The sequence below is a fragment of the Rhodoferax sp. RT4P68 genome (assembly GCF_056521305.1).
The window spans coordinates 440790-460849 of the sequence record NZ_JBWMBB010000005.1 but is presented as its reverse complement, the minus strand read 5'-3'; the positions used below and the strand labels follow the sequence as shown (position 1 = coordinate 460849).

The 20060-nt window shown below is 69.4% G+C and carries 22 protein-coding genes and 1 riboswitch; of the genes, 6 read left to right on the top strand and 16 right to left on the bottom strand.

Annotation, left to right across the window (positions count from 1 at the left end; genetic code table 11):
• Nucleotides 1–97: 97 nt before the first annotated feature.
• The 10 genes from AC099J_RS14165 to AC099J_RS14120 all read right to left on the bottom strand — a co-directional run bounded on the left by AC099J_RS14165 (nucleotide 98) and on the right by AC099J_RS14120 (nucleotide 7414).
• Entirely contained in the window at nucleotides 98–424 is a 327-nt protein-coding gene (locus tag AC099J_RS14165) for a hypothetical protein (protein ID WP_479615892.1), read from the bottom strand.
• A gap of 81 nt (nucleotides 425–505) precedes the next feature.
• Nucleotides 506–1720, bottom strand: coding sequence for a beta-ketoacyl-[acyl-carrier-protein] synthase family protein (locus tag AC099J_RS14160; RefSeq protein WP_479615891.1), 1215 nt, complete (start codon nucleotides 1718–1720; stop codon nucleotides 506–508).
• Between the two features lie 4 nt (nucleotides 1721–1724).
• On the bottom strand, nucleotides 1725–1970 hold the full coding sequence (locus AC099J_RS14155) for an acyl carrier protein (RefSeq protein ID WP_479615890.1): 246 nt from the start codon (nucleotides 1968–1970) through the stop codon (nucleotides 1725–1727).
• Nucleotides 1967–2686 (bottom strand): phosphatase PAP2 family protein, encoded by a 720-nt coding sequence (locus AC099J_RS14150; RefSeq protein WP_479615889.1) that lies wholly within the window; start codon nucleotides 2684–2686, stop codon nucleotides 1967–1969. The genes AC099J_RS14155 and AC099J_RS14150 overlap by 4 nt, the downstream gene beginning before the upstream one ends.
• 23 nt (nucleotides 2687–2709) lie before the next feature.
• Nucleotides 2710–3483 carry a glycosyltransferase family 2 protein gene (locus AC099J_RS14145; RefSeq protein ID WP_479615888.1) on the bottom strand — a complete coding sequence of 258 codons (774 nt, stop codon included), beginning with the start codon at nucleotides 3481–3483 and terminating at the stop codon, nucleotides 2710–2712.
• Nucleotides 3480–4205, bottom strand: a complete 726-nt coding sequence (locus AC099J_RS14140; protein WP_479615887.1) for a lysophospholipid acyltransferase family protein — start codon at nucleotides 4203–4205, stop codon at nucleotides 3480–3482. The genes AC099J_RS14145 and AC099J_RS14140 overlap by 4 nt, the downstream gene beginning before the upstream one ends.
• Nucleotides 4206–4285: 80 nt before the next feature.
• Entirely contained in the window at nucleotides 4286–5170 is an 885-nt protein-coding gene (locus tag AC099J_RS14135; protein ID WP_479615886.1) for a MipA/OmpV family protein, read from the bottom strand.
• Complete coding sequence (locus AC099J_RS14130) at nucleotides 5170–6609, bottom strand: NAD-dependent succinate-semialdehyde dehydrogenase (RefSeq protein WP_479615885.1); 1440 nt, start codon at nucleotides 6607–6609, stop codon at nucleotides 5170–5172. The genes AC099J_RS14135 and AC099J_RS14130 overlap by 1 nt, the downstream gene beginning before the upstream one ends.
• Before the next feature lie 154 nt (nucleotides 6610–6763).
• Nucleotides 6764–6967, bottom strand: coding sequence for a hypothetical protein (locus AC099J_RS14125; protein ID WP_479615884.1), 204 nt, complete (start codon nucleotides 6965–6967; stop codon nucleotides 6764–6766).
• Between the two features lie 111 nt (nucleotides 6968–7078).
• Nucleotides 7079–7414, bottom strand: a complete 336-nt coding sequence (locus tag AC099J_RS14120) for a hypothetical protein (RefSeq protein WP_479615883.1) — start codon at nucleotides 7412–7414, stop codon at nucleotides 7079–7081.
• Between the two features lie 125 nt (nucleotides 7415–7539).
• Nucleotides 7540–7635: riboswitch (cyclic di-GMP riboswitch) on the bottom strand.
• Between the two features lie 148 nt (nucleotides 7636–7783).
• On the opposite strand from AC099J_RS14120, the gene AC099J_RS14115 reads away from it, so the two are divergent.
• The 4 genes from AC099J_RS14115 to AC099J_RS14100 all read left to right on the top strand — a co-directional run bounded on the left by AC099J_RS14115 (nucleotide 7784) and on the right by AC099J_RS14100 (nucleotide 11176).
• A complete protein-coding gene (locus tag AC099J_RS14115) occupies nucleotides 7784–8194 on the top strand; it encodes a 5-carboxymethyl-2-hydroxymuconate isomerase (RefSeq protein ID WP_479615882.1) in 411 nt (136 codons plus the stop codon).
• 29 nt (nucleotides 8195–8223) lie between these two features.
• Nucleotides 8224–9030 (top strand): aldolase/citrate lyase family protein, encoded by an 807-nt coding sequence (locus AC099J_RS14110; protein WP_479615881.1) that lies wholly within the window; start codon nucleotides 8224–8226, stop codon nucleotides 9028–9030.
• A gap of 162 nt (nucleotides 9031–9192) precedes the next feature.
• Nucleotides 9193–10182 (top strand): Bug family tripartite tricarboxylate transporter substrate binding protein, encoded by a 990-nt coding sequence (locus tag AC099J_RS14105; RefSeq protein WP_479615880.1) that lies wholly within the window; start codon nucleotides 9193–9195, stop codon nucleotides 10180–10182.
• 4 nt (nucleotides 10183–10186) lie between these two features.
• The gene (locus tag AC099J_RS14100) at nucleotides 10187–11176 is read left to right on the top strand and encodes a 2-dehydropantoate 2-reductase (RefSeq protein ID WP_479615879.1); all 990 of its coding nucleotides are present in this window, start codon (nucleotides 10187–10189) and stop codon (nucleotides 11174–11176) included.
• A 43-nt stretch (nucleotides 11177–11219) separates the two neighbouring features.
• Here the strand turns inward: AC099J_RS14100 and alr are convergent, their stop codons facing one another.
• Nucleotides 11220–12326 carry an alanine racemase gene (alr, locus tag AC099J_RS14095; protein ID WP_479615878.1) on the bottom strand — a complete coding sequence of 369 codons (1107 nt, stop codon included), beginning with the start codon at nucleotides 12324–12326 and terminating at the stop codon, nucleotides 11220–11222.
• Nucleotides 12327–12480: 154 nt separating this feature from the next.
• On the opposite strand from alr, the gene lplT reads away from it, so the two are divergent.
• The gene (gene lplT / locus AC099J_RS14090; RefSeq protein ID WP_479615877.1) at nucleotides 12481–13761 is read left to right on the top strand and encodes a lysophospholipid transporter LplT; all 1281 of its coding nucleotides are present in this window, start codon (nucleotides 12481–12483) and stop codon (nucleotides 13759–13761) included.
• A 169-nt stretch (nucleotides 13762–13930) separates the two neighbouring features.
• Nucleotides 13931–14419 carry a glutathione peroxidase gene (locus AC099J_RS14085; RefSeq protein ID WP_479615876.1) on the top strand — a complete coding sequence of 163 codons (489 nt, stop codon included), beginning with the start codon at nucleotides 13931–13933 and terminating at the stop codon, nucleotides 14417–14419.
• 385 nt (nucleotides 14420–14804) lie between these two features.
• Here AC099J_RS14085 and glcF read toward each other — a convergent pair whose 3' ends face one another.
• The 5 genes from glcF to AC099J_RS14060 all read right to left on the bottom strand — a co-directional run bounded on the left by glcF (nucleotide 14805) and on the right by AC099J_RS14060 (nucleotide 19945).
• Entirely contained in the window at nucleotides 14805–16046 is a 1242-nt protein-coding gene (glcF, locus tag AC099J_RS14080; RefSeq protein WP_479615875.1) for a glycolate oxidase subunit GlcF, read from the bottom strand.
• Between the two features lie 14 nt (nucleotides 16047–16060).
• Nucleotides 16061–17176 carry a glycolate oxidase subunit GlcE gene (gene glcE / locus AC099J_RS14075; protein WP_479615874.1) on the bottom strand — a complete coding sequence of 372 codons (1116 nt, stop codon included), beginning with the start codon at nucleotides 17174–17176 and terminating at the stop codon, nucleotides 16061–16063.
• Between the two features lie 192 nt (nucleotides 17177–17368).
• A complete protein-coding gene (locus AC099J_RS14070) occupies nucleotides 17369–18808 on the bottom strand; it encodes an ammonium transporter (RefSeq protein WP_479615873.1) in 1440 nt (479 codons plus the stop codon).
• Nucleotides 18809–18839: 31 nt separating this feature from the next.
• Complete coding sequence (glnK, locus tag AC099J_RS14065; protein WP_068835224.1) at nucleotides 18840–19178, bottom strand: P-II family nitrogen regulator; 339 nt, start codon at nucleotides 19176–19178, stop codon at nucleotides 18840–18842.
• Nucleotides 19179–19207: 29 nt separating this feature from the next.
• Entirely contained in the window at nucleotides 19208–19945 is a 738-nt protein-coding gene (locus AC099J_RS14060; RefSeq protein WP_479615872.1) for a TorF family putative porin, read from the bottom strand.
• Between the last annotated feature and the right edge of the window lie 115 nt (nucleotides 19946–20060).

Sequence of the window (20060 nt, the reverse complement as noted above, 5' to 3'; positions counted from 1 at the left end):
GGTCCACGTCCCAGATTGGACGGGCCTTGCGTCCATGGTGGACGACGGTGGCGCCGGCGACGCAGCCGCGTCGGCGGCGCGGTGAACACCGCCAGGCTCAGTTGGGCAGCCCGTTCGGGGGCGAGCCGTGGGCGTCTGCAACGCCTTCGGCCTGGATGCGTTCCAGCTCGCGGATGACGTCGTCGACGATTTCCAGGCACGCCGCGCGGTTGGGCTGGGGCTGGGAGCGGATCAGGTCGGCGGCGCGGCTGGCCAGCGCCTCACGGTGCGCCGATCGGGCCCAACGCCGCACGTCCCAGTAGGTCACGTGCACGAGCCGGCCGAGGTTGTCCGTCCGGCGTGCGTAGTGCAGGTCACCCAGGACATCGTCCAGGTGCAGTTGCAAGGCTGAGTTCGGATTCGCGTTCATGGTGCGGTGCAGCATGAACCCCGATTCTGACGCGAGACTGACGAAACCTTCCGTGCGCCGGGGACTACGTACGCGCCCCTAGGCGGCGGCTGACGTTCAGTCGCGTGTGAACAACAGCACCGCGTTGGTGCCACCGAACGCGAACGAGTTGCTGATCGCTGCCGACAGGCCCGGCGCGGCGGCGCCCTCAGCCGGCACCAGGTTCACCCGGCACTCTGGCTCGGGCGCGCCGCCGTGCATGTTCGGCGGCAGCTGGCCGCGCTCCAGCGCCAAGATCGTGACCACCGCCTCCAGCGCCCCCGCCGCGCCCAGCAGGTGGCCGTGCAGCGCCTTGGTCGAGCTGACGGCCAGATCCGCGAGCGCCTCGCCGAAGACTTGGGACAGGGCCTGGCATTCGACGACGTCGCCGATGCGCGTGGCTGTGCCGTGGGCGTTGCAGTAGCCGACATCGCGCGGCGCCAGGTCGGCGCGGCGCAGCGCGGCGTTCAGGGCGCGGGCCTGCCCGGCAGCGTCGGGCTTGGTCAGATGCGTGGCGTCGCAGCTGAGGCCCCAGCCGGCCACGGTGGCGTGATGGCGCGCGCCGCGTGCACGGGCGCGCTCGGCCGATTCGATGACGACGAAGGCCGCGCCTTCGCCCAGCGCAAAGCCGCTGCGGTCGGCCGCGAAGGGCTTGACGGCGGTTGCGGCCTGGCCGTCCTCGAAGGCTGCCAGCGTGTGCATCGCCTGCCAGGCCAGCACCACGCCGGGCACGATCAGCGCCTCGCTGCCGCCGGCGATCGCCACGTCCAGGTCGCCGCGCTGCACGGCGGCGGCGGCCTCGGCAATCGCCACGGCCGAGGAGGCGCAGGCCACGGAATAGGTCAGCACCGGCCCCAGCACGCGGTGGCGCATGGCGACGTGGCCGGCCGGTGCGTTGGGCATGAAGGCCGGGATGGTCAGCGGCGGCACGCGGCCACCGCTGCGGTAGGCGGCCTCCAGGGCGGCCGCGCCGCCCATGCCGCAGCCGGTGTAGACGCCGATGCGCTCGGGCGTGGCATCGCCCAACGCGCTGGCGTCGCCTGCATCGCGCACGGCCAGCCCGGCCGCTGCCACGGCCAGCTGGCTGACGCGGTCCACGCCGGCCAGCTGCAGCTTGGTGAACCAGGCCAACGGGTCGAATTCGACCGTCGCGGCGCAGGCCGGCTTGGCGAGATCGGGAAACACAGGGGCGATGGCCGAGCGGCCTGCCAGCAGGGCATCGAACATCGTATGCGCGTCGTCGCCGTGCGGCGAGACCACCCCCAGGCCGGTGACGACGGCTGCGCGGCGCACGGGGTCAGGCGGCCTGTTGCTTGGCCGCCACCAGCTTGTCGACGACCTCGGCCAACTGGGCCAGGGTGTCGATGCTGGAGTATTCGTCCGGCACGGAGATGCCGTATTGGTCCTCCACCGCGAACAGGAATTCGACCAGCGCCAGCGAGTCGAAGCCCTTCTCGCGCATGGATGCGTGGGGGTCCAGCGTGGCGGGATCGATCCCGAATTTGCTCTGAACCAGATCCTGCAGGGCAGTCAACGAACTCATGGTGTTGTGGGCAACGGCTGGGGCCGGGGATGATAGCTTGGCGGGCGCCAGCGCAGCGACGGATAAGCAAACACCAGGCCCAGCAGCACGCCGCCCAACACATCCAGCGCCACGTGTTGGCGCACGGCCATGGTCGACCAGGCAATCAGCAGCACCCACACGAGATTGAGACCGCGCCAGACGGCCGGCGCACCGATCTCGCGCAGCACCGCGTGCAGACGCACCGCCGTGAACACCGAGGCCGCCACGTGCATCGACGGGCAGGCATTGCCACTGGCGTCCACGCCTTCCAGCATGGCGAAGCCGAAGTGCGCGGCGCGGTCGATGCCCATGGGCGGCACGGCCGTCGGCCACCAGTAGAAGATCGCCAGCCCGGTCAGCAACAGTGCCGTCATCCACAGGCTGTAGACCACCAGCGGCCAGAACCCGCGCTGCAGCCCCGGCGCCACGCCGATGTACAGCCACAGCGACAGGTAGGGCACCAGCATGGCCGGCTGAAACGGCACCAGCGCGTCCAGCCAGATCAGCGGCATCACGGTGACCGGGTAGGCCGGGTGGCGCAGCAGGTGGAAGTAGCCGACGAAGAACACCGTCGTCCACAACGTGGTGCCGAGCAGCTTGAGCCAAAACAGCTGGCGCGCGCGGAATGCCAGCTCGGCCGTCCAGGGCGCCAGCGGAGCGGACGCTCTGGCGGCGCGCCGTTCGTTGGGCGCCATGCCTGCTGGCGGTTGGGCCGCGCTCACCGTTGGAAGGGCGGCCGCCCGGTCATGCGGCGCCAGAGCAGCACGGGCAGGCGCAGCACGAACTCGACCATCAGCCGCAGGTGCATCCAGCTCAGCAGCAGGTTGTCGCGGCCATAGTGGAAGTGCGAGACGCCGCCCTCTGCTGCCGAGAGGTACTTCACCGGTGCCGCCAGGTTGACCGGCTTGACGCCGCGCCAGGCCAGCCGCACCACGGCCTCAGGGTCGAAATCGAAGCGGCGCATCCACGGCTGGTCGCGCATCACGGCGATCAGATCGGCCACCGGGTAGACGCGAAAGCCATACAGCGAATCGTCGATTCCGGCGCCCAGCGTTTCCAGGTGGGTCCACATGTTCGACAGGCGCCGGCCGCGCACGCGCAGCATCGGCGCCGAGGCGTCGAACACCGGGCGCCCCAGCACCATGGTCTCGGGCCGGGCGATCGAGGCCTGCATGAACTGCGGGATCAACTCGGCCGGGTGCTGCCCGTCCGAATCCATCGTCAGCGCATGCGTGAAGCCGGCCTGCTGTGCCTGCTGCAGCGCGTGCAGCAGGGCCGCGCCCTTGCCGACGTTGACCGGCAGCGTGATCAGCCTGAGCCCCGGGTCCGCCGCCGCCATGGCCTGCAGGCCGGCCGGGGTGCCGTCGTTGCTGCCGTCGGTCACGACCCAGACCGGGTTCCACTGCGCACGCGCCGCGGCGACCGTCTCATAGACCTTGGGGCCGGTGTTGTAGCTGGGGATCAGCAACAGGTGGGTGGTGGAGGGTGTCATGGCTTCAACTCGCTGGCGAAATAGTCTTCCAGCCGCTTGAGCAGCCCCATGTGGTCGGCCTCGGGCGCAAAGCGCTGGCCCAACCGCAGCCGCACCACCACCGGAAACTGCGGCGTGCGCCATATCGGCCAGTCCTTGCCCAGGTAGGGCGAGTCCGATTCGATGATCACGGTCTGGATCGGCACCTGCGCCATGTGCGCCATCAAGGTGATGCCAGGGCGAAACGGGTTGACCGGCGGCACCACCGTGCGCGTGCCTTCGGGGAACAGCACCAGCTGGCCGCCCTGGCGCAGGTTGTGCACGGCGCTGCGAATCATGCCGCGCGGCGGGTCGTTGCGGATGTAGCGCGCCATGCGCGCGCCGGCACCGAGGAAGGGGTTGCGCATCAGGCTGGAGCGCATGATGCAGATGCCGCGTGGCACGCGCGCGATGATGAGCAGCGCGTCCAGCATGGTGGGGTGATTGGCCGCGATGATCAGGCCCTGGTCGCGCTCCAGCGCATCGAGCGCGCGGTTGTCGATGCGCATCAGCCCCAGCCACTGCGCCAGTGTCCACAGGCTGCGGTAGACCGCAGCAACGGCGGCGCGGCCGACGACCGTGCCCTGCGCTCTCGGCAGCAGGGGGTGCAGCCCCATGCACACCAGGTTCCAAGTCAGCGACATCGCGCCCAGGTGGCCGAGCAACAGATAGAACAGCAGGCATTGCCAGCCCCGACGCAGCATGCTCAAGCCTCGCCCAGGGGCACGCATGGAGCGCGCCGACCCGGCCCCGGTGGTCGCAGATCCCCGCACACGGTCCAACCTCAATCGCGTGCCGCCACGCGCTCCGACGAAGTCGCCAAGATCCACGACACCCCCAGTCCGACAGCCAGGGCCGACTTGCGCCGCACCAGCGGGCTGTCTTCGAAGCGGGCGCCGTCCAGCCGGTCATAGCGCACAAAGGCGCCCACCCAGGTATTGCCGAAGCGGCGCGAGGTGGCGGCCACGGCCTGCCAGCCGCCATAGCCGCCGCCTGCGTTGTAGGCCGGGCGGGCGGCCGTGGCGTCGGCCGCGCCCACGCCGTAGAAATAGCGGTGGTAGCGGCTGTCGCCGAACACCGGGCCGGTCAGCAGGCCGACGTTCCAGCCTGCGCCGACGCCGGCCAGATCCAGATTCAGGTTGGGCGAGAAGGTGCCGCCGACGAAGCGGGGCGTGCGCTCCAGCGTGAACGCGGCGCGCAGCGGCAGTCGCAGGTCCAACTTCCAACGGCCGGGCTGCGAGCGGGCCAGCTCCAGGTTCAGGTTGGGGCCGATCTCGGCCAGTCCCTTCAGGTCACGCATGCCGCGCCGGGCCTCGTTGTCTTCGCTGCGGGCCGGCGCCGAAGCGGCCAGGCTCACGTCCAGCTTCACGCGATCGCTGTCCAGCAGCACGGCGCGGGCGCCGTCGCGGTCGGCCTTGAACCAGGTGCCACGGTAGACGATGTAGGGCAGTGGCAGCGCATAGCTGCGGCTCTGATCGGCACCACGGTAGTCGGGCAGGCGCAGGCCGGCCACGCCGACGCCCAGCTCCCACAGCGGACGGGTGGTGCCGGGGGCGAGCCCGGCATCGACATCGGGGCCGGCCTCGGTCGGGCTGGCGGCCAGCGCAGCCGCAGGCAGGGCGACCAGCACAACGGCGCGTTGCAGGCCGCGGCGCACGAGCGAGCGCATCAGACGTTGGTGATGGACACAGCGCGCGTGTTCAGATAGGCCTCCATGGCTTCGGGGCCGCCCTCGGAGCCGTAGCCTGAGTCCTTGATGCCGCCGAACGGCATCTCGGCCGAGGGCGTGGCCGGCTGGTTGATCCACAGCATGCCGACCTCGACCCGTTGCGACAGCAAGTGTGCGTTCTTCAGCGAGCGCGTGAACGCGTAGCCGGCCAGACCGAACGGCAGGCGGTTGGCCTCCAGGATCGCGTCTTCCAGCTTGTCGAACGGGCGCACGGCGGCCATGGGGCCGAAGGGCTCGTCGTTGAACACCTTGGCCGACAGCGGCACATCGGTCAGCACCGTGGGCTGCCAGAAATAGCCGGCGTCGCCGATGCGCTCGCCGCCCAGCGCCAGCGTGGCGCCTTGCTTCACGGCATCCTGCGTGAACTCGGCCATGGCCGTCAGGCGGCGGGGGTTGGCCAGCGGGCCCATCTGCGTGCCTTCGGTCATGCCGTCGCCCACCTTCAGGCCGCGCGCATAGGTGGTGAGCGCCGTGGCGAATTCCTTTTGCACGCTGCTGTGCACCAGGAAGCGCGTGGGCGAGATGCAGACCTGGCCGGCGTTGCGGAACTTGGCGCCGCCGGCGGACTTGACGGCCAGCGCGATGTCGGCGTCTTCGCAGACGATCACCGGCGCGTGGCCACCCAGCTCCATCGTCACGCGCTTCATGTGCTGGCCGGCCAAGGCGGCCAGCTGCTTGCCCACCGGCGTGGAGCCGGTGAACGTGACCTTGCGGATGATGGGGTGCGGGATCAGGTAGTTGGAGATCTCGGCCGGGTTGCCGTAGACCAGGCCGATCACGCCGGCCGGCATGCCGGCGTCGGCGAACGCGCGGATCAGCGCGGCCGGGCCGGCGGGGGTTTCTTCGGGCGCCTTGATCAGCATGGAGCAGCCGGTGGCCAGCGCGGCCGACAGCTTGCGCACCACCTGGTTGATCGGGAAGTTCCAGGGCGTGAACGCCGCCACCGGGCCGACCGGGTCTTTCACCACCAGCTGGCGCACTGCCAGGTTGCCGCGCGAGGGCACGATGCGGCCATACACGCGCAGGCCTTCGTCGGCGAACCATTCGATGATGTCGGCCGAGGCCATGGCCTCGCCCTTGGCTTCGGCCAGGGGCTTGCCGTTCTCTTGCGTCAGCACGGCGCCGATGTCACCGGCGCGCTCACGCATCAACGCGGCGGCACGGCGCATGGTCTTGGCGCGCTCGATGGCGGGCATGTCGCGCCAGACTTCGAAGCCTTTTTGCGCCGCCGCCAGTGCGCGGTCCAGGTCTGGGATACCGGCATGCGCGACGCGGCCGATTTCCTTGCCCGTGGCCGGGTTGTGCACGGCCAGGCTGCGGCCGTCGGCGGCGTCCTGCCACTCGCCGGCAATAAAAAGTTGGGTGCTGGGGTAGGTCATGGAAAGCTCCTGGAGGGGGAGGCCGCGGCGCGTGGCCCGGCCTCGGGCAAGTCGGAAAGCGGGCATTGTCCACGGTTCGCGCACCGGGCAGCAGCGCGGGCTGAGCCGGCCGGCACACCGCGCCGGCATGGCGAGCACCGGGCAGGCGAGCCGGTCAGGCGACCGGAGCCGCCACGCAGTGACCCCGCACACGCGCCAGGCGCCGCATCAGGCCGTCGATGGCGGCCGGGTCCGGGTCGGGCTCGCACTGCAGATCGAACAGGCGCTCGCGCAGCTGGCGGATCGCATGCAGCTGACGGCGCGCACCGGGCGGCAGGGCCTGCGGTGGCGAGGGTGCGAGCTCAGGTGGCATGTGCATGGTGAAGGGCCGACGTGGTATGGGGCCAGCCGATCTTCTGCGCGACACCCTGCGGGCCGTGTGGGATTGCGGGGAGACGCCTCGTAGGCGAGGGCCGACACGCAATGCACGTCAGCGCCACGCCGGCGCAGCGACCTGTCCGAAGGCAAGACCTACCGGGCTGGAGGCCGACGCCTGGCGGCCGCTGTGCCGTGCCTGCGCTGGTTCGTCGCGCTGCACGCGCGGTGTGCGCGGCGTGGCTTGGTCGGAGCTGAGCTGGCCGAAGCGCTTGACGAGGGGCTGCGTGGTCGAGTGCACGCTGCAGCCCACGTCCTGGAAGGTCACGTGGCCATCGGGCGCCACGCACTTGACGACGGCAAAGGCAGCTGTCCACGGTGCCGCCAGCAGGCTGGTCGCCAGGGCCGCGCGCAGCAGCAGGCGGTGGGGAGCGAAGTCAGTGCAATGCATGTCGGTTCCTCAAGCGGCTCACCACGGCGGCGGGCAGGGAACGCGGCGAGGGGCGGCGCAGGCCGGCATGGCGCGGGAACCGCGAGGCACCACAGTGCAGCCGCCATGCGGCAGCGCTCTGGGAGATCAGCGGTCCCGCTGCCCTAGCGCCGGCGTGAGCCGACACCTTAGACCGGTGACTTTGCGACCCCGGCTTTCGCGCGGGTGTGCCGTTGGTGATGGAGCCATCTTAGCCAACTGGATGAAATATGAAACAATTTGTCTCTACACAAGTCTGTTTGCCGCGCGAACTGCCAAAAACCGCACGCTGGTGGCGACGCGACAATTGGAGCGTCCCACCCCCCTTCCCGCGCGCAAGGAGCTGAACCCGTGCCTCACCTCGTCGTTCTGTACAGCCCGAATCTCGAGTCCGAAACCGACATGGATGCCCTGTGCCACGCGTTGTCGGCCACCATGCTGGCCCAGCGCGATGCAGCGGGCGGGCAACTGTTCCCAACCGGGGGCACGCGCGTGCTGGCGTTCGCGGCCACGCACCATGTCGTGGCCGACGGCCAGGGCGACTACGCCTTCGTCTACCTGAACCTGCGCATGGCCAAGGGCCGGCCGGCTGACATCCAGCAGGCTGCCGGCGAGGCGCTGCTGGCCACCGTGCGCGCGCACTTCGCACCGATCTTCGGCGAGCGGCACCTGGGCGTGACGCTGCAAATCGACGAGGGGCACGAGGTGTTCGACGGCAAGCACAGCAACCTGCACCCGCTGTTCGGCCGGCCAGCCGGCTGAATTTCCATCCCCACTCCCGGAGACACCGCATGCAGACCCCTCAGAACCGTTTCAAGCAGGCCCTGGGCCAGCGCCAGCCTCAGATCGGGTTGTGGATGAACCTGGCCGACCCCTACGCCGCCGAGATCTGCGCCTGCGCCGGCTTCGACTGGTTGCTGATCGACGGGGAGCATTCGCCCAACGACCTGCGCAGCACGCTGGGTGCGCTGCAGGCCATCGCGCCCTATCCCACGCAACCGGTGGTGCGCATCCCCATGGGCCATGGCCATGTGGGCCAGGCGCTGATCAAGCAGAACCTGGACATTGGCGCCCAGACGCTGCTGGTGCCCATGGTCGACACGGCCGAGCAGGCCGCCACCCTGGTGCAGAGCATGCGCTACCCGCCGCTGGGCGTGCGTGGCATGGGCGGGGCGCGCGCCTCGCACTGGGGCCACAACCCGCGTTATGCCGCCGAGGCCAACGACCAGGTCTGCCTGCTGGTGCAGGCCGAGAGCACCACCGCGCTGGAGAACCTGGACGCCATCGCCGCCACCGAGGGCGTGGACGGCGTCTTCATCGGCCCGGCCGACCTGTCCGCCTCGATGGGCCACGTGGGCAACCCCGGCCACCCGCAGGTGCAGGCCGCCATCGCCGACGCCATCGCCCGCATCCTGAAAGCCGGCAAGGCGCCCGGCATCCTGTCGCCGGACGAAGAGCTGTCACGCGGCTACCTGGCCCAGGGTGCGCTGTTCGTGGCGGTGGGGCTGGACACCAACCTGCTGGTGCGCCACACGGCAGCGCTGGCGGCGCGCTTCAAGTCGGCCGTGTCGGCGCCTGCGGCCAGCACCACTTATTGAGCGCCGCAGCGCGCGCGATCGACCGCAAAGTCGCTTGCGGCTGGCCGAGGCGCGGATGCCGAAGGTAAACACGGGTATCCGATGCACGGATCGGCTGGAAGAATAGCGCGCCTTTTCGACGGCCCCGGCCGCCGGCACCCCCTTGACACTCAGGAGTTCGACATGACCATCCACCGCCGCCAAATTCTCCAGTCCGCCGGCGCTTCCGCGCTGCTCGCCACGCTGGGCCAGCATGCGCTGGCGCAGAACCAGCCCGAGCTGCTGCGCATCATCACCGGCTTCGCCGCAGGCGGCACCTCGGACACCACCTGCCGCCGTGTCGCCACGCAGTTGGCGCCGTCCTATGCCAAATCGGCCGTGGTGGAGAACCGCACCGGCGCCGGCGGGCAGATCGCGATCCAGTTCGTCAAGGCCGCCACGCCGGACGGCACGACGATGCTGCAGACGCCCACCTCCATGCTGACGATCTACCCGCACATCTACAAGAAGCTGGCGTATGACCCGCAGGTCGACCTGGCCCCGGTGTCGCTGGCCTGCGTGTTCGATTTCGGCCTGGCCGTGGGACCCAGCGTGCCGGCCAGCGTCAAGACCGTGCCCGAGTTCCTGGCCTGGGCCAAGGCCAACACGGCCGGTGCCAACTTCGGCTCGCCGGCGGCCGGCTCCACGCCGCACTTCGTCGGCGCCCTGCTGGGCAGGAATGGCGGGGTGGATCTCAAGCACGCGGCCTACCGTGGCACGCAGCCGGCCATGCTGGATCTGCTGGGCGGCAACGTGTCGGCCGTGTCCGGCCCGGTCGGCGACCTGACGCAGCACCTGGCCAGCGGCAAGGTGCGCATCCTCGGCGTCTCGGGCATCAAGCGCAGCCGTTTCGCACCCGACGTGCCGACCTACGAAGAACAAGGCATCAAGGACTGCACGCACAGCGAGTGGTTCGCCTTCTTCCTGCCGGCCAAGACGCCGGCCGAAACCGTGGCGCGCCTGAACGCTGCGGTGAAGACCGCGCTGGCCCACAAGGACGTGGTCGACGGCCTGGCCACCTTCGGCCTGGAGGCGATGTCGTCTTCGCCGACCGAGCTGGCCGAGCTGATCAAGCGCGACACGGCCAAGTGGGCGCCGATCGTCAAGGCCATCGGCTTCACGGCGGAAGGCTGATCGCTTGACCGCATCGATTCCCCGCGTCTGCATCTTCGGCGCCGGGGCCATCGGCGGCTGGATCGGTGCCCGGCTGGCCCAGGCCGGCTGCACCCTCAGCGCCGTGGCGCGCGGTGCCACGCTGCAGGCGCTGCAGCAGCACGGCCTGCGGCTGGAGCACGGCGGCCAGACGCAGATGGTGCCGGTGCAGGCCAGCGATGATCCGGCCGCACTCGGCCCGCAAGACCTGGTGCTGGTGGCCGTGAAGGCACCGGCCATGGCATCCGTGGCCCAGGCCATCGGCCCGCTGCTGGGGCCGCAGACCATCGTGCTGACCGCCATGAACGGCGTGCCGTGGTGGTTCTTCCAGGGCTTCGGCGGCGCCTATGCGGGCCGCCAGCTGGACAGCGTGGACCCGGGTGGCCGCATCGCCGCCGCCATCGCGCCGCAGCACGTGCTGGGCTGCATCGTGCACGCCAGCTGCGCGCTGCTGGGGCCGGGGCATGTGAAGCACCACTTCGGCAACCAGCTCATCATCGGCGAGCCCGCAGGCGGCGTCAGCGAGCGCGTGCAGGCCCTGGCTGCGCTGCTGCACCGCGCCGGCATCGAGACCCAGCCGTCCGAGCAGATCCAGAAGGACTGCTGGTACAAGCTGTGGGGCAACATGACGGTCAACCCGATCAGCGCCATCACCGGCGCGACAACCGACAAGATCATGGACGACGAGCTGGTGCGCGGCCTGGTCACGCAGGTGATGCTGGAGGCCAAGGAAGTCGGCGCGCGCATCGGCATCCCGATCGCGCAGCAGCCCGAAGACCGCCACGCCGTCACGCGCAAGCTGGGCGCGTTCAAGACCTCGATGCTGCAGGACGTGGAAGCCGGCCGGCCGGTGGAGCTGGATGCGCTGGTGGGCGCCGTGCGCGAGCTGGGGCAGATCACGCAGACGGCCACGCCGTTCACGGATGCGCTGTTCGGGCTGGCGCGGCTGCACGCGCGCGAGCGCGGCCTGTATTGATCACGGCCCCCTGGCGCTTGTTCGGCGACCGGACCGGCGCCGATCAGTCAGCCACGACCGTAGGCACGCGCAACGCCAGCGCGCACATCAGCTCGTAGCCCACCGTGCCTGCAGATTGCGCCACCTCGTCGATCGGCAGCACCGCGCCGCCCACCGACGCGCTGGCGCGGCCCCACAGCGTGACCTCGCTGCCCAGGTGCGCCTGCGGCACGGGCGTCAGGTCCACGGTCACCATGTCCATGCTCACACGCCCCACCAGCCGCGTGCGCACGCCGTCCACCAGCACCGGCGTGCCGGTGCCGCAGTGGCGCGGGTAGCCATCGGCATAGCCGCAGGCGACGACGCCGATGCGCATCGGCGCCTCTGCCACGAAGCTGGAGCCATAGCCCACGGCATCGCCCACCGCCAGCTCCTGCACGCCGATCAGGCGCGATGCCAGCGTCATGGCCGGCTGCAGTTGCCAGTGCGCGCTGTCGCGCACCGGGTGGTCGGGCGCGCCGCCATAGACCGCGATGCCGGGGCGCACCCAGTCGCCGCGCACACCGGGCGTGTCGACGTGGCGCAGCGTCGCGGCACTGTTGGCCACGCTGCGCTCGCCGGGCAGGTCGCGCGTGACCTCGTCGAAGATCGCCATCTGCGCGGCGATGCCTTTGGTGCCATCCGCATCGCTGAAGTGCGTCATCAGCGAGATCTCTTCGACCTGCGGCAGCGCCTCCAGCCGTGTCCACGCCGTGCGCATGCGCGCGGGTGCGAAGCCCAGCCGGTTCATGCCCGAGTTGAGTTTGAGGAACACGCGGTGGCCCTGCTGCGTCTTGTGCGCGGCCAGCCAGTCGATCTGCGCGTCGCAGTGCACGGCATGCCACAGGCCCAGGCGCGAACACAGCTCCAGGTCACGCGGCTCGAACACGCCTTCGAGCAGCAGGATGGGCCCGCGCCAGCCCAGCGCGCGCACGCGCTCGGCCTCGGCCAGGTCCAGCAGCGCGAAGCCGTCCGCACCGCGCAGCCCCTCGAAGACGCGCTCGATGCCATGGCCGTAGGCATTGGCCTTGACCACGGCCCAGACCCGCGCGTCGCGCGCTGCCAGCCGCACGCGGGCCAGGTTGTGGCGCAGGGATTCGGTGTGGATGGTGGCCTGGATCGGACGGGGCATCGGAGGTGGGCCGAACGCCTGTTGGGCAGCGTCCGGTGTGCGAAAAGGGATTGAAGAATTCTCGCATTGGGTGCGTGATATAACCCCGCGACACAATCAGAGACAAGTCCTCTTCACTCAGCATCAGCACGGCTGATGGCACCCACGACATGCAATGAAGCGCGGTTTTTTCACCATCATGTCGGCCCAGTTCTTCTCGTCACTGGCCGACAACGCGATATTCATTGCCGCCATCGAACTGCTCCGCGCCGGGGGCGCGCCGGACTGGCAACGTGCCGCGCTGGTGCCGATGTTTGCGCTGTTCTACGTGGTGCTGGCGCCCTTCGTCGGCGCCTTCGCGGACGCGCTGCCCAAGGGCCGCGTCATGTTCTACAGCAACGCCATCAAGGTCATCGGCTGCCTGATGATGCTGTTCGGCAGCCACCCGCTGCTGTCCTACGCCATCGTGGGCCTGGGCGCTGCGGCCTACTCGCCCGCCAAGTACGGCATCCTCACCGAGCTGTTGCCGCCCTCGCAACTGGTCAAGGCCAACGGCTGGATCGAGGGGCTCACCATCGGCTCCATCATCCTGGGCGTGCTGCTGGGCGGCCAACTGGTCGGGCCGATGATCTCCAGCAAGCTGCTGGCCATCGACCTGCCGTTCATCGACACCAACATCGACAACGCCGCCGAGGCCGCCATCTGCGTGCTGGTCTTCGTCTATGCGCTGGCCGCGTGGATCAACACCCGCATCCCTGGCACCGGTGTGCCGATGCGTGCCATGCCCAAGCGACTGCTGGAGCTGCTGCCCGATTTCTGGCGCTGCAACTCGCGCTTGTGGAACGACCGGCTGGGCCAGATCTCGCTGGCCACCACCACCTTGTTCTGGGGCGTGTCGGGCAACCTGCGCTACATCGTGCTGGCCTGGGCCGCCGCTGCGCTGGGCTACGGCACGACCAAGGCCTCCTCGCTGGTCGGCGTCGTGGCCATCGGCACGGCGGTGGGCGCCGTGGTGGCGTCCATGCGCATGAAGCTGGACATGGCCACACGCGTCATGCCGCTGGGCATCGCCATGGGCGTGCTGGTGGTGCTGATGAACTTCATCGACAACGTCTGGGTGGCGGCGCCGTTCCTGATCCTGCTGGGGGCGCTGGGCGGCTTTCTCGTCGTGCCGATGAATGCGCTGCTGCAGCACCGGGGTCACAACCTGATGGGCGCCGGCCGGTCGATTGCGGTGCAGAACTTCAACGAGCAGGCCTGCATCCTGGGCCTGGGCGCGTTCTACAGTTTGTCCACCGGCCTGGGGCTGTCGGCCTTCGGTGCGATCACGGCCTTCGGTGTCGTGGTCGCCGGGTTCATGTATGTGATCCAGCGCTGGCATGCGTACAACTGCCGCGTGTACAAGGACGAGGTCGAGCACCTGCTCAACATCGCCCGCAACGACCACACGCACTAGCAGAGAACATCCCCAAAGGCCGCTTCGCGTCTTCCCCTTCTGCTGCGCGAAGGGGGGCGCCGCCAGCGGCCTGGCAGAGCCAGTTCCGCGGCGGTTCTGACGGGGCTGCGCCACGGCCCTTCTGGGCGCGGCGCGTGAGAATGGCCCCCGCAATTGAAAGGACCATGTGATGAGCGATTCCGTCTACGATTTCGAAGCCCTCGCGCTGGACGGCCAGCCCGTGGCGCTGGCGCAGTTCAGGGGCCAGCCGCTGCTGATCGTCAACACCGCCAGCGCGTGCGGCTTCACACCGCAGTTCGCCGGCCTGCAGCAGCTGCACGAGGCGTATGGCGCGCGCGGCCTGGTGGTGCTGGGCTTTCCCTGTAACCAGTTCGGCCGGCAAGACCCGGGCAGCGATGCGGAGATCGGCGCCTTCTGCCAGAAGAACTATGGCGTCAGCTTTCCGATGATGTCCAAGATCGAGGTCAATGGCGGCGATGCGCACCCGCTCTACCGGTGGCTCACGCGTGAGGCGCCGGGCTTTCTCGGCACCACAGCGATCAAGTGGAACTTCACCAAGTTCCTGCTCGGCAAAGACGGCCAGGTGATCCGCCGCTACGCGCCGCAAGACAAGCCCGAGAGCCTGGCCAAAGACATCGAGGCCGCGCTCAGCGCCTGAGGCCGTGCCGCCCGGCGGCGCTCTGGCGACAGGGGTCGGCCTCAATGCAATGGTGCGCAGCAGTGCCACCAGGACATCGCCGGTGCGCCGCTGCTGCCGCAGGCCTTCACAGGCACCACCGACGCCAAGTTTTCCAACCTGTATGGCGACACGCCGGCTGTCTGCTATGGCCCCACGGGCGCGGCCTACCACGGCATCGACGAATGGGTTTCGCTGGACAGCCTGATGGAGGTGACCGCCGTGCTGGCGGTCTTCATGGCGCGCTGGTGCGGGGTGAACCAGAGGGCGTGAGCTTGCCGGCCTGACGGGCCGTGCGATGGCTGTCGGCCCGCCGAGGTCATTGCATGGACCGGCACGGGCACCGGCGCTGGCGCTGGCGTTGCCGTCAGGCCAGCGCGGCGTCCAGCACCTCGACCCAATGGCGCACCGGCGTGTCACAGCCGCCTTGGAGGTGGGTGATGCATCCGATGTTGGCCGAGACGATGGTCTGCGGCTGCAGCGCCTGCAGGTGGCCGAGCTTGCGGTCGCGCAGCTGGGTCGACAGTTCAGGCTGCAGCACCGAATACGTGCCTGCAGAGCCGCAGCACAGATGCGCTTCGTTGGTTGCCACGCGCACGTCGAAGCCCAGCTCGCCGAGGTGGCGTTCCACCAGGCCGCGCAGTTGCTGGCCGTGCTGCAGCGTGCAGGGCGGGTGGAAGGCGACCACGCCGCGCGGGCGCTCGGCCGACAACTTGCCTGCGAGCGGGCCGGCGATCTCGGGCAGCAGCTCGACGAGGTCGCGCGCCATCGCGCTGACATGTGCCGCCTTGTCGGCATAGGCCGGGTCGCCCTGCAGCACGTGGCCGTAGTCCTTGACCATCACGCTGCAGCCCGAGGCGTTGACGACGATGGCCTCGACCGCACCCTCGGCGCCGGGCTGCAGCAGCGGCCACCAGGCGTCGATGTTGGCGCGCATCTGGGCCTTGCCGCCGTCGTGGTCGTTCAGGTGGAACTTGACAGCGCCGCAGCAGCCGCCACCGCCAGGCCCGCGCACGCCCGAGATGCCGGCCGCGTCCAGCACGCGCGCTGTGGCGGTGTCGATCGAAGGCGCCATCGACGGCTGCACGCAGCCGGCCGGCAGCAGCACACGCCGCGCGTGGCGCGGGGCTGGCCAGGCACCGGCGGGGCGGCGTTCAGGCACCTTGGCGCGCAGCTTGTCCGGCAGCAGGCCGCGCACCGCCTGGCCCACACGCATGGCCGGCGCGAAGGCAGGCGAGGTCAAGCCTTCTTTCAGCGCCCAGCGCAGGGCGCGTTCACCGGCGGGGCGTTCCACCTTGGCGTCGACCAGCTTGCGGCCGATGTCCACCAGATGGCCGTAGTCCACCCCCGAGGGGCAGGTGGTCTCGCAGTTGCGGCAGGTCAGGCAGCGGTCCAGGTGCAGCTGCGTGGCGCGCGTGGGCTCGGCGCCTTCCAGCACCTGCTTCATCAGGTAGATGCGCCCGCGCGGGCCGTCCAGCTCATCGCCGAGCAGTTGGTAGGTGGGGCAGGTGGCGGTGCAGAAGCCGCAGTGCACGCACTTGCGCAGGATCGCCTCGGCCGCCAGGCCGTCCGGCGTGCCTTGGTATTCGGGGGAGAGTTGGGTTTGCATGTCCTGGGCTGTGCTCAGAAATCGGCGTACAGGCGCCCGGGATTGAAGATGCCGGCCGGATCGAACGAGGCCTTGAGCGCGTGGTGGATGCGCATCAACGCCGGCGGCAGCGGGTCGAAGAACGCAGCGCGCGCGCCGCTGCGCTCGCCCGTCGCTGCGAGGAACAAGGTGGCGCTGCCGCCCACCGCCTGCGCGGCCTGGCGCACGTGCGCGGCCTGCGCGGGCGGCGCCGCCAGCCAGCGCTGGCCGCCGTGCCACTCCACCAGCGGCGCCTCGGGCAGGTCGAGCACCGGTGCCGTCTGCGGCACAGACAGGCGCCACAGGTCACGCGCGTGGCCGATGTCGGCCCAGGGCATGGCCATGTCGCGCCGCGCTTGCCAGAAGGTGGTGGCGGCTTCGGCCGCCAGGCGTTCGCCGCCCAGGTGCTTGCAGGCCGCGTCGACATCGGCCACCGCACCGCGCAAGCGCACTGTCAGGCCTTCGCCCTCTTGCCAGCAGCTGGCGTTCAGCGGCAGCGGCTGGCCGCCCCACTGATGCAACTGGCGCAGTGCCTCGGCCTGCTGCCAGTCGAAGCGCAGCGTGGCCTGGGCCGGCGCCACGGGCAGCACCTTCAGGCTGATGTCGGTGATGAGGCCCAGCGTGCCCAGTGCACCGGCCATGAGGCGCGAGACGTCATAGCCCGCCACGTTCTTCATCACCTGGCCGCCGAAGTTCAAATGCTCGCCACGGCCGTTGATCAGCTGCAGCCCCAGCACGAAATCGCGCACCGCGCCGCTGTTAGCGCGTGCCGGGCCCGACAGGCCGGCCGCCAGCATGCCACCACAGGTGGCCTGGCGCGGGGCATCGGGGTCGGCGCCGGGCAGGCGGTGCGGCGGCTCGAACGGCAGGCACTGGCCCTGCGCGGCGAGCGCGGCTTCGAGTTCAACCAGCGGCGTGCCACAGCGCACCGTGACCACCAGCTCGCTGGGCTCGTAGCTGACGATGCCGGTGTAGCCGCGCGTGTCCAGCGGTTCGCCGTGCAGGCGTTGGCCGTAGCCGTCCTTGCTGCCACCGCCGACCAGCCGCAGCGGCGTGCCGTCCTGCGTGGCGCTGCGCACCCGCTGGACCATCTCCTCCAATAGAGCATTCATGCGGCGCATGGTACGCGCGGCCCCGGGCCGGTGGCCCTGAGATTTTTTCAGCTGCGGCGTGAGCTCCCGGCCGGGCCGAGCCACCCAAAAAAAGGGCCCGCGGGGAACAATCCCCGCGGGCCCAACCTTTTCAGGAGACCTCGTGCATTGCACGCCACATGCCAGCCGGGCTGGCCGTGGCGCTGATCTTCCTCAGCGGTTGTAGGCCGTCTCGCCGTGCGAGGTGATGTCCAGGCCTTCGCGCTCTTCCTCTTCCGTCACACGCAGACCCACCGTCATGTCGGCGATCTTGTAGGCGATGAAGGCCACCACGGCGGACCAGACCATGGTGAACAGCACGCTCTTGGTCTGGATCCAGACCTGTGTGCCCATCGAGAACGTGTCGGGCGTCAGGCCGCCGGTGCCGCCCAGGCTTTGGGAGGCAAACACACCGGTCAGGATGGCACCCAGGATGCCGCCCACGCCGTGCACGCCGAACACGTCGAACGCGTCGTCGGCACCCAGCATGCGCTTCAGGCCACCCACGCCCCACAGGCAGATCAGGCCGGCCAGCAGGCCCAGCACGATCGAGCCCATCGGGCCGACGAAGCCGGCAGCGGGCGTCACGGCCACCAGGCCACCCACCGCACCGGAGGCAGCGCCCAGCATGGACGCCTTGCCCTTGTGCAGAGCCTCGCCCATGATCCAGGACAGCGTCGCCGCAGCCGTGGCCAGGATGGTGTTGATGAACGCCAGGCCGGCGGCGCCGTTGGCCGCACCGGCAGAGCCGGCGTTGAAGCCGAACCAGCCCACCCACAGCAGCGAGGCACCGACCATGGTCAACGTCAGCGAGTGCGGCGTGTAGGCTTCGCGGCCGTAGCCGACGCGCTTGCCCAGCACATAGGCGCCCACCAGACCGGCTACACCGGCATTGATGTGCACCACGGTGCCGCCGGCGAAGTCCAGCGCGCCGTCCTTGGCCAGCAGGCCGCCGCCCCAGACGATGTGGGCCATCGGCACGTAGCTGAAGGTGAACCACAGCACAGCGAAGACCAGCACCGCCGAGAACTTGATGCGTTCGGCGAACGAGCCCACGACCAGCGCCACGGTGATGGCGGCAAACGTGCCCTGGAACGCGACGAACACGTACTCGGGGATCGTGATCAGCGCGCCGAAGGTCTCGGTGGTCACGCCCTTCAGGAAGATCTTGTCGAACCCGCCGAAGAAGTTGCCGTCACCCGAAAACGCCAGGCTGTAGCCATAGATGGCCCACAGGATGCTGATCAGCGAGAAGATCACGAAGACCTGCATCAGCACCGACAGCATGTTCTTGGAGCGGGCCAGGCCGCCGTAGAACAGCGCCAGTCCGGGCAGCGTCATCAGGATGACCAGCAGCGTGGAGGTCAGCATCCACGCGGTATCACCGGAATCGACCTTGGGAACGGGGGCGGCGGGCGCTGCTTCCGCGGGTGCGGCGGCGGGCGCTGCGTCCGCAGGAGCCGCTGCGGGAGCTGCTGCAGCGGCTGGCGCAGGCGCTTCCACCACGGATGCTGCGGCCGAAGCCGCGTCGGCGGCGGGCGCCTGGGCCAGGGCCATGGACCCTCCCATCCACATGCCCAAACCAAGTACCAAGGTAGCCAATATTTTTTTCATTGCCTATGTCTTTCTGATGTGGAAAGGCGCCTTACAGCGCTTCCTTGCCGGTCTCGCCCGTGCGGATGCGCACGACCTGCTCGAGGTTGTAGACAAAGACCTTGCCGTCGCCGATCTTGCCGGTGCGGGCCGCGCTCTCGACGGCCTCGATCACGCGGTCGACCAGCTCGTCGGACACGGCCGCTTCGATCTTCACTTTCGGCAGGAAGTCGACCACGTACTCCGCGCCGCGGTACAGCTCGGTGTGGCCCTTCTGGCGGCCGAAGCCCTTGACTTCGGTGACGGTGATGCCTTGCACACCGATGCCGGACAAGGCTTCGCGGACCTCGTCGAGCTTGAACGGTTTGATGATGGCTGTGACGAGTTTCATGTGAGCTCCTCAGCGGGAAGAAAGAGGCGTCAGAACGAGTACTTCAGGCCGACCACCACCGTGGTCTTGCCGTTGAACTTGCCCGACGGGGTGAAGTACACGCCCTTGTCGGCGTCTGTGGCGATCAGCGCGGCGGAGGCCGAGAAGCCGTTGCCCAGATCCTTGCCCAGCGTCAGCGCGTAGTCGGTGTACGAAGCGCTGCTGTAGTTCTTGACCTTCTGGTAGCCGACGTGCGGGGTCAGCGTCCAGCCGCTGCCCAGGTCGAATGCAGCAGCCAGGTCCACGTAGAAGCTGTTCTGGCTGTCGGCAAAGCCGAACAGGTCGCTGATGGCGTGCGAGTACTTCAGCGTGAACATGCTGTAGGTCACGGCGCCATAGAGCTCGGTGGTGTTGGGGCTGGCCGCCAGGTCGTGGCTGGGGTACTGGTAGCGCAGCACGCCGACGTCATAGCCGATCACGCCTGCGGTGCCCTTGTAGCCGCCGTAGAAGTCGAGCTCGACCGGGGAGTCGCCGCCCGCGTCCTTGACCCATTTGATCGTGGAGCCCCAGGCGCCCAGGTACAGGCCGCTGGAATGACCGAAGTCGACGCCACCTTGCAGGGCAGCCTGTTGGCGCGACTGCGAGATGCCGCGGTAGCGGTAGTCGGTGACGACACCGGCGTTGTAGCTCAGCGTGTAGGCAGGTGCCGGTGCTGCGGTCTGCGCGAATGCGGCGCCGGACAGGGCCAGGCTGGCAACGATCAAGGACTTCTTCAAGCTCACGGTCATGGGTCTTCTCCAATTTGAGGTGTATGCAGGGGGCCGGCACCCTGTCAAGCACGGAGCGTGCCATGCGGCCGCAGGCATACCCGGTGCGCAGTGCCGCCGCCATTCGCGTTTGGTA